At 69.9% G+C, this 16,395-nt stretch carries 12 protein-coding genes and 2 rRNA genes (1 of these 14 only partly in view); 7 read left to right on the forward strand and 7 right to left on the reverse strand.

All coding sequences use genetic code 11. From position 1 onward, the window contains the following. From D1J60_RS18575 to D1J60_RS18585, 3 genes are all read left to right on the forward strand, one after another. Positions 1–2,375 (forward strand): 23S ribosomal RNA (locus tag D1J60_RS18575); it begins 744 nt to the left of the window's first position. Between the two features lie 75 nt (positions 2,376–2,450). Continuing rightward, a 5S ribosomal RNA gene (gene rrf, locus D1J60_RS18580) occupies positions 2,451–2,567 on the forward strand. Positions 2,568–2,680: 113 nt separating this feature from the next. Next, positions 2,681–3,235, forward strand: coding sequence for a GNAT family N-acetyltransferase (locus D1J60_RS18585; protein ID WP_125821840.1), 555 nt, complete (start codon positions 2,681–2,683; stop codon positions 3,233–3,235). On the opposite strand, the gene D1J60_RS18590 is transcribed toward D1J60_RS18585, so the two are convergent. The 7 genes from D1J60_RS18590 to D1J60_RS18620 form a co-directional block, all read right to left on the reverse strand. Beyond that, positions 3,232–5,115 (reverse strand): type VI secretion protein, encoded by a 1,884-nt coding sequence (locus D1J60_RS18590; RefSeq protein ID WP_125821841.1) that lies wholly within the window; start codon positions 5,113–5,115, stop codon positions 3,232–3,234. The genes D1J60_RS18585 and D1J60_RS18590 overlap by 4 nt on opposite strands. Positions 5,116–5,117: 2 nt before the next feature. Further along, on the reverse strand, positions 5,118–6,536 hold the full coding sequence (locus D1J60_RS18595; RefSeq protein ID WP_125821842.1) for an ATP-binding protein: 1,419 nt from the start codon (positions 6,534–6,536) through the stop codon (positions 5,118–5,120). Between the two features lie 18 nt (positions 6,537–6,554). Then, positions 6,555–8,114, reverse strand: a complete 1,560-nt coding sequence (locus D1J60_RS18600; protein ID WP_125821843.1) for an SCO6880 family protein — start codon at positions 8,112–8,114, stop codon at positions 6,555–6,557. After that, a complete protein-coding gene (locus D1J60_RS18605) occupies positions 8,111–9,481 on the reverse strand; it encodes a hypothetical protein (RefSeq protein WP_241253314.1) in 1,371 nt (456 codons plus the stop codon). The genes D1J60_RS18600 and D1J60_RS18605 overlap by 4 nt, the downstream gene beginning before the upstream one ends. Further along, positions 9,471–10,304, reverse strand: coding sequence for a hypothetical protein (locus D1J60_RS18610; RefSeq protein ID WP_125821844.1), 834 nt, complete (start codon positions 10,302–10,304; stop codon positions 9,471–9,473). The genes D1J60_RS18605 and D1J60_RS18610 overlap by 11 nt, the downstream gene beginning before the upstream one ends. Positions 10,305–10,406: 102 nt before the next feature. Beyond that, positions 10,407–10,715, reverse strand: coding sequence for a hypothetical protein (locus D1J60_RS18615; RefSeq protein ID WP_008742356.1), 309 nt, complete (start codon positions 10,713–10,715; stop codon positions 10,407–10,409). 379 nt (positions 10,716–11,094) lie between these two features. Further along, on the reverse strand, positions 11,095–11,910 hold the full coding sequence (locus D1J60_RS18620) for a pentapeptide repeat-containing protein (protein ID WP_125821845.1): 816 nt from the start codon (positions 11,908–11,910) through the stop codon (positions 11,095–11,097). Positions 11,911–11,978: 68 nt separating this feature from the next. On the opposite strand from D1J60_RS18620, the gene D1J60_RS18625 reads away from it, so the two are divergent. The 4 genes from D1J60_RS18625 (at position 11,979) to D1J60_RS18640 (ending at position 16,332) form a co-directional block, all read left to right on the forward strand. Next, positions 11,979–12,587 carry a LysE family transporter gene (locus D1J60_RS18625; RefSeq protein WP_125821846.1) on the forward strand — a complete coding sequence of 203 codons (609 nt, stop codon included), beginning with the start codon at positions 11,979–11,981 and terminating at the stop codon, positions 12,585–12,587. Positions 12,588–12,672: 85 nt separating this feature from the next. Next, complete coding sequence (locus D1J60_RS18630) at positions 12,673–13,464, forward strand: thioesterase family protein (RefSeq protein ID WP_125821847.1); 792 nt, start codon at positions 12,673–12,675, stop codon at positions 13,462–13,464. Between the two features lie 49 nt (positions 13,465–13,513). Next, complete coding sequence (locus D1J60_RS18635) at positions 13,514–15,253, forward strand: serine/threonine-protein kinase (protein WP_125821848.1); 1,740 nt, start codon at positions 13,514–13,516, stop codon at positions 15,251–15,253. Positions 15,254–15,312: 59 nt separating this feature from the next. Continuing rightward, positions 15,313–16,332, forward strand: a complete 1,020-nt coding sequence (locus D1J60_RS18640) for a bifunctional lytic transglycosylase/C40 family peptidase (RefSeq protein ID WP_125821849.1) — start codon at positions 15,313–15,315, stop codon at positions 16,330–16,332. The last annotated feature ends 63 nt before the right edge of the window (positions 16,333–16,395 follow it).

A 16,395-nucleotide genomic window follows, 5' to 3' on the forward strand; every position in this document is an offset into this window, starting at 1 on the left:
TAGGGCGATTGAGTTGCACGCTCTAGACCCGAAGCGGAGTGATCTAGCCATGGGCAGGTTGAAGCGGAGGTAAGACTTCGTGGAGGACCGAACCCACCAGGGTTGAAAACCTGGGGGATGACCTGTGGTTAGGGGTGAAAGGCCAATCAAACTCCGTGATAGCTGGTTCTCCCCGAAATGCATTTAGGTGCAGCGTCGTGTGTTTCTTGCCGGAGGTAGAGCACTGGATAGGCGATGGGCCCTACCGGGTTACTGACCTTAGCCAAACTCCGAATGCCGGTAAGTGAGAGCACGGCAGTGAGACTGTGGGGGATAAGCTCCATGGTCGAGAGGGAAACAGCCCAGAGCATCGACTAAGGCCCCTAAGCGTACGCTAAGTGGGAAAGGATGTGGAGTCGCAGAGACAACCAGGAGGTTGGCTTAGAAGCAGCCACCCTTGAAAGAGTGCGTAATAGCTCACTGGTCAAGTGATTCCGCGCCGACAATGTAGCGGGGCTCAAGCGTACCGCCGAAGTCGTGTCATTGCAGCAATAGGGCCAACGCCCGCTGTGATGGGTAGGGGAGCGTCGTGTGCCGGGTGAAGCAGCAGCGGAAGCTAGTTGTGGACGGTTCACGAGTGAGAATGCAGGCATGAGTAGCGATACACACGTGAGAAACGTGTGCGCCGATTGACTAAGGGTTCCTGGGTCAAGCTGATCTGCCCAGGGTAAGTCGGGACCTAAGGCGAGGCCGACAGGCGTAGTCGATGGACAACCGGTTGATATTCCGGTACCCGCTTTGAAACGCCCAATATCGAATCCTCTGATGCTAAGCCCGTGAAGCCGTTCCGGACCCTTCGGGGAATGGAAAGTGGTGGAGCCGGCGATCCAAGGTGGTAGTAGGTAAGCGATGGGGTGACGCAGGAAGGTAGTCCAGCCCGGGCGGTGGTTGTCCCGGGGTAAGGGTGTAGGCCGTGTGGTAGGCAAATCCGTCACACGTTAAGGCTGAGACCTGATGCCGAGCCGATTGTGGTGAAGTGGATGATCCTATGCTGTCGAGAAAAGCCTCTAGCGAGTTTCATGGCGGCCCGTACCCTAAACCGACTCAGGTGGTCAGGTAGAGAATACCGAGGCGTTCGGGTGAACTATGGTTAAGGAACTCGGCAAAATGCCCCCGTAACTTCGGGAGAAGGGGGGCCATTCCTGGTGATGAGACTTGCTCTCTGAGCTGGGGGTGGCCGCAGAGACCAGCGAGAAGCGACTGTTTACTAAAAACACAGGTCCGTGCGAAGCCGTAAGGCGATGTATACGGACTGACGCCTGCCCGGTGCTGGAACGTTAAGGGGACCGGTTAGTGACCTTTCGGGGTTGCGAAGCTGAGAACTTAAGCGCCAGTAAACGGCGGTGGTAACTATAACCATCCTAAGGTAGCGAAATTCCTTGTCGGGTAAGTTCCGACCTGCACGAATGGCGTAACGACTTCTCGACTGTCTCAACCATAGGCCCGGTGAAATTGCACTACGAGTAAAGATGCTCGTTTCGCGCAGCAGGACGGAAAGACCCCGGGACCTTTACTACAGTTTGATATTGGTGTTCGGTTCGGCTTGTGTAGGATAGGTGGGAGACTTTGAAGCAGCCACGCCAGTGGTTGTGGAGTCGCCGTTGAAATACCACTCTGGTCGTGCTGGATGTCTAACCTCGGTCCGTGATCCGGATCAGGGACAGTGTCTGATGGGTAGTTTAACTGGGGCGGTTGCCTCCCAAAGGGTAACGGAGGCGCCCAAAGGTTCCCTCAGCCTGGTTGGCAATCAGGTGTTGAGTGTAAGTGCACAAGGGAGCTTGACTGTGAGACCGACGGGTCGAGCAGGGACGAAAGTCGGGACTAGTGATCCGGCGGTGGCTTGTGGAAGCGCCGTCGCTCAACGGATAAAAGGTACCCCGGGGATAACAGGCTGATCTTCCCCAAGAGTCCATATCGACGGGATGGTTTGGCACCTCGATGTCGGCTCGTCGCATCCTGGGGCTGGAGTCGGTCCCAAGGGTTGGGCTGTTCGCCCATTAAAGCGGTACGCGAGCTGGGTTTAGAACGTCGTGAGACAGTTCGGTCCCTATCCGCTGTGCGCGTAGGAATATTGAGAAGGGCTGTCCCTAGTACGAGAGGACCGGGACGGACGAACCTCTGGTGTGCCAGTTGTCCTGCCAAGGGCATGGCTGGTTGGCTACGTTCGGGAGGGATAACCGCTGAAAGCATCTAAGCGGGAAGCCTGCTTCAAGATGAGTATTCCCACCTCCTTGAGAGGGTAAGGCTCCCAGTAGACGACTGGGTTGATAGGCCAGATGTGGAAGCCCGGTAACGGGTGGAGCTGACTGGTACTAATAGGCCGAGGGCTTGTCCTCAGTTGCTCGCGTCCACTGTGTTAGTTCTGAAGTAACGAACTCGCCTTGCCGGCTGGAGTTCAAACTTCATAGTGTTTCGGTGGTCATAGCGTTAGGGAAACGCCCGGTTACATTCCGAACCCGGAAGCTAAGCCTTTCAGCGCCGATGGTACTGCAGGGGGGACCCTGTGGGAGAGTAGGACGCCGCCGAACAATCATTGTGGGAAAGCCCCGCACCTTCTGGTGCGGGGCTTTTCTGCGTTTACGGGCCGTGCGGATCCGATATCCCGTTGACCCGTGGCGGGACGGGGCGTTGGATTCGGTGCATGGAACAGCATGTGATCCGGTCCGTGCGGGCCGACGAATGGCAGAAGGTCAAGGAACTGCGGCTGGCCGCGTTGAGTGATCCGGCGGCGCCGATGGCGTTCCTGGAGACCGTCGAGGAGGCCGCCGCCAAGCCCGACGCGTTCTGGCAGGACCGGGCGGCCGGCGCGGCGGAGGGGGTGCACGTGCGGCAGTTCGTCGCCGAGGCGCCCGACGGGCGGTGGGACGGGTCCGTCACCGTGTTCATCGAGGCCGCCGGCGGCAGGGACTTCCTGGAGCAGGTCGTCGAGGCCGACCAGGGGCACGTCGTCGGGGTGTTCGTGCGTCCCGAGCAGCGGGGGAGCGGGCTGACCGACGCGCTGTTCGCGGCGGCCCTGGAGTGGGTGTGGGCGCGGGAGGAGCCGGTGCTGGAACGCGCACGGCTCTTCGTGCACGAGCACAACGAGCGGGCCGGCGGCTTCTACCGGCGGTTCGGGTTCCGGGCGAGCGGGCTGGTGATCCCCAAGCCGGACGACCCGACGGCGAAGGAGCACGAGTACGTGATCGGCCGGCCCTAGCGGGCGTCGGCGGGCCAGTCCGGCCAGCGGGAGCGGGCCTGTTCGCGGCTGCGGCAGAGTGCCAGGAGGGGGAGGGCGTCGTCCTCGAGGAGCTCGGGGAGCCGGGGGACGGGGGCGACGGCCGCCACGTCCTCCAGGACCAGGGTCAGTGGTGGGTCGAGCCGACCGTGGGATGACCGTGCGGCCATGCGGCGGCCGTGCTCGACCACGTCTGCGGCGAGGGCGGTGAGGAGGGGCATCGCACCCGGGTGGGTGCGCGGTTCCTCCAGGGGTTCGCCCAGTACGTAGAGGGTGCCCCCTTCGGCGGCGAACGAAGCCAGGGTGAGGGAATCCGTACGGTTCGGTTTGCAGGCCTCGCGGATGTGGATCGACGTCAGGCAGGACAGGGCGCGGGCCGTCAGCTGCTGGGCCTGCTCGCGGCGTTCGGGGTGGGCGGTGAGCGCGCTTTCGAGCTCGCCGGCACTGCCGGGGGCCGCCTGGGGGTGGGTGCGCAGGATGCGTACGGGGTCCTGGGCGGCGGTGCCCTGGGCCCAGCGGGCCAGCTGCTTGAACGGGAGGCCGTCGAGGGCGGCCGCCTGGAGCCAGCTGCGCAGGAGGGTTTCGGCGGTGTCCGCGAGGGCGCTGTCGATGCGGGCCTGGGGGCGTAGGGGAGACAGCAGGGCGACGGCGCGGGCGGCGGCGGTGTCCCGGTCGGCGCAGCCGTCGGCGGGGTTCCAGTGCATGCGGGCCGGGGTGTCGCACAGGTGCGAGGGGTCGTAGAGGAGGACCGGGCCGAGCTTCGCCCGGGCGTCCTTGGTCTCCGCCCACAGGGCGGGGGAGGACGTGACCACCAGGGCGGCGCCCTCCGCGGCCGCGAGGGCCTGGGCGGCGAGGCGGTGGCGTTCGGCCGGGTCGGCGTAGGCGAGGCGGGGGGCCGGGGCGGCGGCGGTGGACCTCGCGGGGGCGTAGCCGAAGCCGTAGCGGTAGGCGTCCTTGGCGGGGGTGGGGGTGTCGCCGAGCGAGGTGTAGCGGGCGGGGCTCGGTCTGAGGGGTGGCGCGTGTCCCGTGCCGGGTGCGTGTACGGGGTTCGGTGCCGGTGCCGAGGCTGGGGCGTGTGCGGCTGCCGCCGGCGCTGCCGCTGACGGGGCGTGGGACGGGGACCGGCCGGGGAGTGCCGGCTCGGGGTGCGGAGGGGTGCCCGAGGTCCTGCCGGGCGCGGGCGGCTGCGTCCGCGGGCGGGCCTCGTGGGGCGCGGGTTCCCATGGGCGGGCCTCGGCCGGCGCCGGGGCGGGGTGCGTCTGGGCGGGGTCCCCCTGGGGGGCCTCGGTCGGTGCGGGGTGCATCTGAGTGGGAGCCGTGTGGTGTGGCTCGGCCAGTGCGGGGTGCGTTCGTTCGGGGTCCCCCCGGTGGGGCTCGGCCGGGGCGGGGTGCGTTTGTGCGGGGGCCGTGCGGTGGGGCTCGGCCTGCGCGGGGTGCATCTGGGCGGGGTGCGTGCGGTGGGGCTCGGCCGGCTGGGGCTGCGGCTGTTGCCGGGCTTGGGTGCGGCGGGCCTTGGTGCGGGCCACGATGCCCATGGTGAAGATCGTCAGGACCAGCACGACCAGGAGCTGGCTGATGAACAGGCCCCAGAACAGGCCCCACCCCGACAGCGCCGCGGGGTCCGTGTCGGGCCAGGCGCCGGGGATGTCGTGGGGTTGCGTTATCAGGGCGCGGACGGCCCCCGGGGTGCGGGTGAAGGTGACGGTGGCCGGCCAGGCGCCCCGCGTGAAGAGGGCCGCGAGGCCGGTGGCGGACCAGACGAGGACGGCGAGGCCGAGGAGGAAGGCCAGGAGGCCGACGAGGACCCCGTCGGGGACGCCGCCGGCTCGCGCGGGGGGCTCCGTACGTCTCGCGTCGGGCATGGTCAGGCCACCGTGGTCGCTGATCCGGGGCCGGAGCCCCGCTGGCGTTCGATGTACAGGGCTCGTTCCTCCGCTTCGAGTTCGGCGGCCAGCAGGTCGTCGGGGAGCTGCTGGGGGGTGGAGGACTCGGTCATCGCGCGGTCGGTGTAGACGAGGGGGCGTTCGGTTTCGGTGATCAGGTGTTTGACGACCTGGACGTTGCCGTTGACGTCCCAGACGGCGATGCCGGGGGTGAGGGTCGGGATGATTTCGACGGCCCAGCGGGGCAGGCCGAGGACGAGGCCGGTGGCGCGGGCCTCGTCGGCCTTCTGGGCGTAGATGGTGCGTGTGGAGGCCATTTTGAGGATGGCGGCGGCCTCGCGTGCGGCGGCGCCGTCGACGACGTCGGAGAGGTGGTGGACGACGGCGACGAAGGACAGGCCGAGGCGGCGGCCGAACTTCAGGAGGCGCTGGAAGAGCTGGGCGACGAAGGGGCTGTTGATGATGTGCCAGGCCTCTTCGACGAGGAAGATGCGCTTCTTGCGGTCCGGCCGGATCCAGGTGTGTTCCAGCCACACGCCGACGATCGCCATGAGGATGGGCATGGCGATGGAGTTGCGGTCGATGTGGGAGAGGTCGAAGACGATCAGGGGGGCGTCGAGGTCGATGCCGACGGTCGTGGGGCCGTCGAACATGCCGCGCAGGTCGCCGTCGACGAGGCGGTCGAGGACGAGGGCCACGTCGAGGCCCCAGGCCCGGACGTCGTCTATGTCGACGTTCATGGCCTGGGCCGATTCGGCTTCGGGGTGGCGGAGCTGGTCGACGATGTCGGTGAGGACGGGCTGGCGGTCCGTGATGGTGTCGACGACGTAGGCGTGGGCGACCTTGAGGGCGAAGCCGGAGCGTTCGTCGAGGCCGTGGCCCATGGCGACTTCGATGATGGTGCGGAGCAGCGCGAGCTGTCCGGTCGTGGTGATCGCCGGGTCGAGGGGGTTGAGGCGGATCCCGTCGTCGTTGGCGGCGATGGGGTCCAGGCGGATGGGGGTTATCCCCAGCTGCTGGGCGATGAGGTTCCATTCGCCGACGCCGTCCTCGCCCTGGGCGTCGAGGACGACGACCTGGCGGTCGCGGAAGCGGAGCTGGCGCAGGACGTAGGTCTTCTCCAGGGCTGATTTTCCGTTGCCGGATTCGCCGAGGACGAGCCAGTGGGGGGCCGGGAGCTGTTGGCCGTAGAGCTGGAAGGGGTCGTAGATGTAGCCCTTGCCGCTGTAGACCTCGCGGCCGATGATGACGCCGGAGTCGCCGAGGCCGGGGGCGGCGGTGGGCAGGTAGACGGCCTGGGCCTGGCCGGTGGAGGTGCGTACGGGCAGGCGGGTGGTCTCGACCTTGCCGAAGAGGAAGCTGGTGAAGGCGTCCGTCAGCGCGGACATGGGATCTCGCATGGCGGCTATTCCCTCCAGCTAGCGTCGGATGCCGGTGGCGAACGGCAAGGTGTTGACGAAGGCGCGGTGGTGCTCGCGGTCGCACCATTCGAGCTTCAGGTAGGACTTGCCGGCGGAGGCGCGGATGGTGCGCTTGTCGCGGGCGAGGGCTTCGGGTGAACGCGAGGACACCGTGATGTACCCGACGAGGTTGACTCCGGCAGCGCCGCTGGCGAGATCTTCACCCCTCTGGTCGAGGCGGCCGTGGGCGGCGATGTCGCGGGGGTCGACGGTGCGGTTCATCTTGGCGGCGCGGGAGGCGTCGGCTTCGTCGTTGGTCTTCTCGGTGAGCATGCGCTCGATGGCGACCTCGGTGGGTTCGAGGTCCATGGTGACGGCGACGGTGCGGATGACGTCCGGGGTGTGGACGAGGAGGGGGGCGAGGAAGTTCACGCCGACGGGGGTCATCGGCCACTCCTTGACCCAGGCGGTGGCGTGGCACCAGGGGGCGCGGGTGGAGGATTCGCGGGTCTTGGCCTGGAGGTAGGTGGGCTCCACGGCGTCGAGTTCCGCCGGCCAGGCGTTGCGCTTGGTCATGGCCTGGATGTGGTCGATCGGGTGGTCCGGATCGTACATGGAGTGCACGAGGGAGGACAGGCGTCCCTGGCCGAGGGGCTGGCGGACGCGGATGTCGGCTTCGGCGAGGCGGGCGCAGATGTCGGTGAGCTCGCGGGCCATGACGATGGCGAGGCCGGCGTCGCGGTCGAGTTTGCGGCCCTTGGTGCTGCCGGCGCGGGCGATGGTGTTGGCCTCGGCGGCGAGCTCGCGGGTGTAGTGCATGCAGGCGACGAGGTAGGCGCGGTGCTGCTCCGAGGAGGTGGAGACCATCGACTGGAGCTGGTCGTAGGAGTCGCGCAGCCAGGTGGGGGCCGTGGCGTTTCCGCGCTGGGCGACGTCCTTGGCGTGGGCGTCGGGGTCGGCGGGGAGGGTGCGGGCGAGCATCTGGAGGCGGGTGACGAAGCCGTCGCCGTTGGCGACGTGCTTGAGGAGGGTGCCGAAGCGGTCGACGAGGGCTTCCTGGTCCTCGCTGTCGCGCAGGCCTACGCCGGGGCCCTCGATCTCGATGGCGGCCGTGACGGTTCTGCGGTCGGCGTGGAGGAGGACGGCGATCTCGTCGGGGCCGAAGGGGGCGGCGAGCCAGTTGATGCGGCCGATGCCGGGGGGCGGGCCGATCTCGACCTCGCGGCCGTCGGCGGCGCGGGTGCCGGCCTCCATGGCGGAGGAGCGGTAGGTGGTGCCGCGGCGCAGGGTGCGCTTGTAGCTGCGGGTGATCTCGAACCACCGGTAGAAGGTGCGGCCCTTGTAGGGGACGTACACGGCGGCGAGGGCGAGCAGCGGGAAGCCGGCGAGGCTCACGATGCGGAGGGTGAGGTCGGGGACGAGCAGGCCGCTCATCATGCCGAAGAAGGCGCCGGTGATGATCAGGGCGATTTCGCCGGTTTCGCGGTTCTTGCCGACGATCGCGTTCGGCCGGGCGCGGCCGATGAGATACGTGCGGCGGGGCGCGACCGGGTGGAGCTGGTGGGACTGGGTCGTCAACGCCCGTCACCTCCTGTGTTCCTCGTACTCGAGCCAGTGCGGGGCGGGGGCGTGGCGGAGGGGACACTTCCGCCGGTGGTCCCGCTGCCGGAGCGGCGGCTGCTGTGGGCGGCCATGCCTCCGGAGATCTGGTTGGCGTCGCCGCCGCCGGAGCCGCCGCCGGCGCGGTGGGCGCCGCCGCGGCTGCTGTGGGTCTTGATGCCCTGGGAGACGAGGGAGGCCGGGGAGCTGATGACGGCTGCGGCCTGGGCGCCGTCGGTGGCCTGTTTGCGGTTGGAGCGGGCGGAGGCGATCTCGTCGCCGAAGCCGGGGACGAAGCGGTAGATCATCGCGGAGGCGAAGATCGCCAGGAGGATGATGGCGAGGCCGGAGACGACGGCGGAGAAGGCGTTGGGGCCCTTTTCGCCGGCGAGGGCGCCGGCGAGGCCGAGGACGATCACGATGACCGGTTTCACGAGGATGACGGCGATCATGATGCCGGCCCAGCGGCGGACGTGGCCCCACATGTTGCGGTCGACGAGTCCGGCGTAGACGACGGTGCCGAGGAGGGCGCCGACGTAGAGCAGGGCGGCGCGGATGACGAGCTCCAGCCAGAGGACGCCGGCGGCGAGGACGGTGACGAGGGCGACGACGATCAGCATGATCGGGCCGCCGCCGATGTCGTCGCCCTTTTTGAGGGCCTCGGAGAAGGAGCCGAAGAAGACGTCGGTCTGGCTGCCGGTGGCGGAGGCGATGACCTCGGTGATGCCGTCGGTGGCGGAGACGACGGTGTAGAGGATCAGCGGGGTGAAGGCGGAGGCGAGGACGGTCAGCCAGAGGAAGCCGATGGCTTCGGAGAGGGCGGTGCTGAGGGGGACGCCGCGGATGGCGCGCTTGGCGACGGCCAGCAGCCACAGGACGAGGGTCAGGACGGTGGAGGCGGCGAAGACGACGGCGTACTGCTGGAGGAAGGCGGGGTTGGTGAAGTCGACGTTGGCGGTGGACTTCACGGCTTCGCTGAGCTTGCCCACGATCCAGGCGGCGGCGTCGGCGCAGCCTTTGGCGAGGGAGGCCAGGGGGTTGATGGCGTCCGGGCTGGTGGGTGAGAGGCCGGTGCTGGGGGTGGTGCCGGGGGCGTTGCCGACCTGGCGCTCGCAGTCTTCCTTGAGCGGGCCGATGACCCCTTCGCACTTGGAGGGTGCCGGGGTGCCGGAGGGGGTGCCGGACCCCGTCGGGGTGGGGTTCGGGCTGGGGGCGGCGTAGGCCCGGGCGGACAGCAGGACGAGGGTCGTCTGCACGGCTGCCAGGGCGGCGGTGGTACGGGCGCCGACGGCGTGCAGGCCCCGGCGGGTCGTCGTACCGCTGGCGGGGCGGCGGCTACCGGGCATAGGTGAACCCTCCGAACTCCTGGACGGCCTTGCTGATGTCGTCGGACGTGGAGGCGGCGACGTCGCCGGGTACGGGGGCGGGGCCGTCCTGCTGGCTGTCGGAGACGACCTTCCAGCCGTCTTGGGCCCAGGTCAGTTCGAACGTCCAGGTCTTCCAGGTGGTGCGGACCGGGGTGGTGGACTTGGCGCCCGACAACCCGACCAGGCCCGTGTACCAGACGGCGACCTTGGCCGTGGTGGGGCTGTAGCTCTCGACGCGGGTGCCCACGGGGACGGCGCGGGTGACGAACGTGCTGCCCTGCGGGGCGTTGCCGTTCGCGTCGAGGCCGAGGGTGGCGAGGAAGGCGGGTGTGTACGCGGCGTCCTGTGCGCCCTTGCGCAGTGCCGCCGCCTCGGGGGTGTAGATGCCGTCGACGAGGGCGTGTCGGACGTCCTTCTTGAGCATGCCGTCGGAGCCCAGGGCTACCGCGTAGTTGGCGGCTGCCGATTGGGCGCCCTGTTCGTCGTGGGCGAAGCCCTTGGGGATGCCGGCCGTTTTGGTGGTGACCGGGGCGGTGCCCGTGGGGGCCGTCGAGGTGGTGGTCGGGGCCTTGTCGGAGGTGGTGGTGTCCGGGGTGTCGCCCGAGCGGTTCGCGAAGGCGATGGCGGCGAGGAGCAGGACGACCACCCCGACCACGGTGATCAGGCCGCGGGAGGGGCGGGGGGTGCGGCGGGGGCCGCCGTACGGGTCGGAGGGCGGGTCGGGGAGCCGGGTGCGGGTCTGGCCGGTGCCGCCGACCTCGGCGTGGCCGGTGCCGCCGCCGTACTGGTCGTCGTTGCTCATTGCGTGTCCGCCCCCTCCGCGTCGTACGACGGTAGCGCTCGTTCCCGCTCAGGCGCGGTGTGGTGATTCCTCATCAGGGTGCGGCCGGGCGCTGCGGTCCGGCTAGACGGCCATCCCGTAGACGATCGTGAAGAGGGTGCCGAGGGAGCCGATGATGAAGACTCCGGTGAGGCCGGCCACGATCAGGCCCTTGCCCTGTTCCGCGCTGAAGGTGTCGCGCAGGGCGGTCGCGCCGATGCGCTGCTTGGCCGCGCCCCAGATGGCGATGCCGAGGCAGAGGAGGATCGCGACGGCCATGACCACCTCGATCATGACCTTCGCCTCGTTGCCGAGGCTGCCGAACGGCCCCCAGTTCGGGGCGATTCCGCCGATGATGGTGGTGATGTCGCCCTTTTCAGCTGCCAGGATCATGTAACTCACCGCCCCTGTATGGGTAGTTCCGGTAGCCCGTGCCCGGTGGCAGGGGTCACGCCCTATCTTCGCTGATGAAACCGGCGGCGTCGCCGACTTGGCCGGTCTCTTTACCCGTTCTCTCGGCCCGCGCCCCGTATGCGCACCCTGAGCAGGTCACTCTGTGTATCACGGGGGGTGACCCCGGGCAATGATTGTCGGCCCGGGGTGCGCGGGGCCGTGTGAGGGGCGGCCGTTCGGGCTAATGGGGGGAGGGCGGGGCAGCGGGGGAGCGTACGGAGGCTTGAGGGGCGCACGGGTGTCGGGCGGGCGCCGCTGGGGTGGGGGGTGGGGGCGGGCCGAGACGGGCCGTTTCGGGTCTCCCGTCGGTGACGGGGTGTTACGCGGCCCAGTGCGCGGGGCGGTTGAGGTGCGGGGGGATGCGGGTCTCGGGGGTGCCCCGGGCGGCGTTGACCTGGGCCTGGGTGAGGAAGAGGGTGTCGCGCAGGTCGGCTCCGCGCAGGTCGGCGTCGCGGAGGTCCGCGCCGATCAGGTCGGCTCCGCGCAGGTCGGCGCGGCTGAGGTCGGCGGCGATCAGGTAGGCGCCGCGGAGGTTGGCTCCGCGCAGGTCGGCGCCGGAGAGGCGGGCGCCCATGAGGTCGGCGCCGCGGTGGTTCTTCTTGCGGCCGGGGGTCTTGGCGCGGACCAGCTCGCTCGTCTCGAGGAGGAGGGCGTTGACCTCCTGGCGCAGGGCCGGGACGTCGAGGGCGGTGAGGGTGGCGGCGTCGGCGCGGGTGAGGGCCTCGGTCTTGGCGAGGGCGGTGCGCAGGGCGGGGTGGAGGGTGGCGGCCGCGGGGCGGGTGAGGGCTTCGGCGGTGTAGAAGAGCAGCTCGTGGAGCTGCCGCATGACGGGGAAGGCCTCGAACACGGCCTCGCGGGTCTCGGGGTGGGTGCGCCAGTCGCGGCCCTCGAAGGTGACCTGGGAGATCTGCTGCCCCGCGCCGAAGCAGTCGAAGACGGTGCAGCCCTGGAAGCCCTGGTCGCGCAGCCGGGTGTGGATGCCGCAGCGGAAGTCCTGCCGGAGGTTCTTGCAGGGGGTGCCGGCGGGCTTGTTCACGGCGAAGTCGGCGGACTTGGCGAAGGGCAGGGCGACGCAGCACAGGGCGAAGCAGTTCGAGCAGTCGGCCTGGAGCAGGGGCAGCGGGGTGGTGGACACCCCTCCATTGTCCCCGGATCTCCGGAGTCCCTTGATCCGGGCGGAGGGGGCGGGGGAGCATCGCGTGCATGACAGAAGTGATCGCAGTTGCCGTCATCACCCTGCTCGCCGTGATCAGTCCCGGTGCGGACTTCGCGATGGTGGTCAGGAACAGTTATCTGTACGGGCGGCCCACGGGTCTGTTCGCGGCCGCGGGGGTCGCGGCCGGGGTGCTCGTACACGTGTCGTACACGATGCTCGGGGTGGGTCTGCTGATCGCCTCGTCGACCGCCCTGTTCACGGCGATCAAGCTGGCGGGCGCGGTGTATCTGGTGTGGATCGGGATCCGTACGTTCCGGGCGCGGGCGGAGCTGACGGTGGACCTGGAGTCGGGGCCGGGGCTGACGCGGGTGGGGGCGCTGCGGTCGGGGTTCTTGACCAATGTGCTGAATCCGAAGACGACGCTGTTCGTGGTGTCGACGTTCACGCAGGTGGTGAACCCGGGGACGTCGGGGTGGCAGCAGGCGGGGTACGGGCTGTTCATGGCGGCGGCGCACCTGGTGTGGTTCGGGGCGGTGGCGTTGTTCTTCTCCAACTCGCGGCTGCGGGAGCGGATGCTGAAGGCGCAGAAGGCGCTGAACCGGGCGATCGGGTCGGTGCTGGTGGGGCTGGGAGTGGGGCTGGGCTTCGCGCGCTGAGCGGGCGCGCGGGCCGGAGGGGTGGCGGGGTGGCGGGGGTGCAGGGCCTGGCGCGTCGGGTTACCTGTGGGTAGCGTGCGGCGGCATGGATGCTGAGGACGGGTTCTACGAGCGGCTCGGCGAAGGGCGCTTCCTGGCCACCGCGGCGACGCGCGGGCCGTGGGACGCGGGCTCCCAGCACGCCGGGCCGCCGGCCGCCCTGCTCGGGCGGGCCGTCGAGGAGCGGCCGGGGGCGCGGGCCGACATGCGGATCGCCCGCATCACGTACGAGATCCTGCGCCCGGTGCCGATCGGGGAGCTGGAGGTGACCACCTCGGTGCTGCGGGCCGGGCGCGGCACGGAGGTGGTCGAGGCGGCGCTGGCCCCGGCGGGCGGGGCGCCGGTGATGCTGGCGCGGGCGCTGCGGATCCGGGTGGCCGGGGAGCCGGTGCCGGCGGTGGTCCCGGCGGCGGTGGTGCCGCCGCCGGGGGAGGTGGGGGTGACGCCGTTCTTCCCCGTGCCGTGGGAGACGGGCTACCACTCCTCGGTGGAGGCCCGGTTCACGGAGGGGGCCTTCGTCGAGCCGGGGCCGGGGACCTGCTGGATGCGGATGCGGGTGCCGTTGGTGGCGGGCGAGGAGGTGCGGCCGCTGGACCGGGTGCTGGTGGCGGCCGATTCGGGGAACGGGATCAGCGCGGTGATGGACTTCGGCCGGTTCGTCTTCGTCAACGGCGACCTCACCGTCCACCTGCACCGCCACCCGGTGGGGGAGTGGGTGTGCGTGGAGGCCCGTACGAGCGTGGACGCGGCCGGGATCGGCCTCGCGGACTCCCGCCTGCACGACGAGAAGGGGCCGATCGGGCGGGGGGCGCAGAGCCTCTTCGTGGCCGGGCGCTGAGGCCAACCCCCTTTTCCGCCATGGAAGTCGGTGTGGCACCCTCGTCCGAATGGAGGCCCTGAGAGAGACCGACCCCGCCCACATCGGCGCGCAGACGCTGCTGGCCCGGCTGGGGGCCGGGGGCATGGGGCAGGTGTACCTCGGGCGGTCGCCCGGCGGCCGGCTGGTGGCCATCAAGGTGATCAGGGAAGAGATCACCGGGCATCCGGAGGCGCTGGCGCGGTTCCGCCGGGAGGCCGAGACGGTCCGCGCGGTCCGCTCCGCGTACACCGCGAACCTGATCGACGCGTCGCTGGCCGCACCGCCGTACTGGCTGGCCACCGAGTACGTGGCCGGTCCGACGCTCAGTCACGCCGTGGCCGGGTACGGGGCCTTGCCGGCCGCGTCCTGCCGCAGGCTGTTCGCCGCGCTGGCGGAGGGCCTGGCGAGCGTCCACGCGTACGGGGTCACCCATCGCGACCTCAAGCCGCAGAACGTCATCCTCGGCGCGCAGGGCCCCCAGCTGATCGACTTCGGCATCGCCAAGGGCGCGGCCGAGACGGCTCTGACCCAGGTCGGCACCGCGCCGGGCACTCCCGGGTACACGGCGCCGGAAGTGCTGCTGCGCGGGGAGGTGGCGGCCGCGGCGGACGTCTTCGCGCTGGGCGCGACGATCGCGTACGCGTCCACGGGCCGGGCCCCGTACGGCACCGGCGAGCCGACGGCGGTGAACTTCCGCGCGGTGCACGGTCAGATCGACGTCGAGGGCGTGGAGCCGGAGCTCGCCGCCTTGATCAGGGCCTGCGTGGCCACGGACCCGGCGGGGCGGCCCGCCCTCGCCGAGGTCATCCGCCGCTGCGCGGTGGACGCGGCGCTGGTCGACGACCCGGTGTACGCGGCCCTCACGGCGGCCGGGGGCGGGGCGGCGCAGGTGCCGGGGCTGCCTTCGACCATCGGCCCGGGGCTCGCCGCGGTACAGGCCGGCTACGTGCCGACGTACGCCCCGGCCGCCCCGGCCGCCCCGGCCGCCCCGGCGGCGCCGGCCGTCACCGGGACGCGTACCGCACCGCGCTGGGCGCTGGCGGCCGTCGCGGGTCTGGTGGCGGGGGGTCTGGTCACGGGCGGGTACCTGGTGACCAAGGGCGGCGACAAGAAGGGCGGTGAGCGCGGGGCGGCCGCCGCCCCGAGCGGGAGCCCGGCCCCGGTGGCGTCGGCGCAGCCGTCCGCGCAGGGCTCCTCCGGCCCGTCCGCGTCCGCGTCCGCGCAGGGCGGCGGGGCGGCGGCGGTGCCCGATCACATCGAGCCGAACAAGGTGTCGCGGGACCTGTGGACCTCCACCACGGGCGGTTGCAACCTGCCCAACGAGGAGCGGGCGGAGTTCCTGCTGGCGTCCGCCGTCGACGCCGACGACCCGAAGGCGCAGACGGTGACGGGCAAGGTGAAGATCACCCTGTTCCTGAAGGAGCACAACACGGAGAAGGGCTCCTACGCGGTCTCCGTCGGGGTGAAGCCCCCGCACGAGATCGACGAGAAGACCCGGCGGCCCTTCGAGTCCGTCCGCGACTACAACCACAGCATCGGGTACGCCAGCAAGCCGGTCGATCTCAAGGACCCGCCCGGCGGCCGCCCGGTGGAGCTCACCTACCCGGACGACTTCGCCACGGAGCTCGTGGACAACGAGGGGACGCGCAAGAAGTTCCCGGCCATTCCGACCGCCAACGATCCGGGGGACTGGACCGTGCTGGTCTACCGGGTCCGTGGGGTCAAGGAGTACAGCAGTGTCTACTGCACCGGCTTTCCGGTGAAATAGTGCCGGGCCGGAGTGGGGAATGCACTGTCAGGCGACGCGGCATGAGGCAGTGTTGACGGGTGCGCAAGTTCTGGGTGGCAAGCGGGATCGGGATCGGCGTGTGCCTGACCTTCGTCGCGCTGCTGGTCGTCGGCACCTATTCGGCGGCGGCGGGCATCGCGGGCGGCGCCAGGCAGGGTGCGGTCGGGCTGGTGAAGGGTGCGGTGCCGGCGGTGTACCAGCCGTTGGTGGAGCGGTGGGGAAACCTTTGCCCCGCGCTCAATCCCGCGCTGCTCGCGGCGCAGTTGTACACGGAGAGCAACTGGAAGCCCGACGCGCTCAGCCATGCCGACGCGCGGGGCATCGCCCAGTTCATCCCGGAGACGTGGGCCACGTACGGGGTCGACGGCGACGGTGACGGGGACCGGGACATCTGGGACCCCAAGGACGCCATCCCCTCGGCCGCCACGTACGACTGCCAGCTCGCCAAGGACGTGGCGCAGGTGCCGGGCGACCGGTCCGACAACATGCTCGCCGCCTACAACGCCGGTCCCTACAGGGTCATCAAGGCCGGGGGCGTGCCGCCGATCAGCGAGACCCAGGGCTACGTGAAGTCCATCCGGTCCCTGGAGAAGAGCTTCGCGCGGCCCGTCGGCCGGGTGGCGCCCGCGCAGCAGGCTGCCGGGGCCGTGTACTTCGCGCAGAAGCAGCTCGGGACGCCGTATCTGTGGGGTGGGGACGGGACGGCCGCGGACAACGGGCGGTTCGACTGTTCCGGGCTGACCAAGGCGGCGTACGAGAGCGTCGGCATCGAGCTGCCGCGTGTCGCGAACGACCAGTACAACGCCGGGTCGCATCCGTCGCGCGCCGAACTCCTTCCCGGTGATCTGGTGTTCTTCTCCGATGATCTGACGAACTCTCGGGCAATCCGGCACGTCGGGCTCTACGTCGGCGGCGGCTACATGATCAACGCGCCGTTCACCGGCGCGGTCATCCGTTTCGACAAGATCGACACGCCCGACTACTTCGGCGCGACCCGCGTGACCAAGGAGGGGGCCGAGGCCCTTCCGGAGCGGTCGGGGTCAACTTCCAAGCCCTAGCGACTCTCTGTGAAGCGCAGGCCCTGAGCTGCGGCGATGAGTCTCTCTTGGATAACGTTGGAG

It is taken from the genome of Streptomyces sp. W1SF4 (assembly GCF_003950035.1).
Classification (GTDB): domain Bacteria; phylum Actinomycetota; class Actinomycetes; order Streptomycetales; family Streptomycetaceae; genus Streptomyces; species Streptomyces racemochromogenes.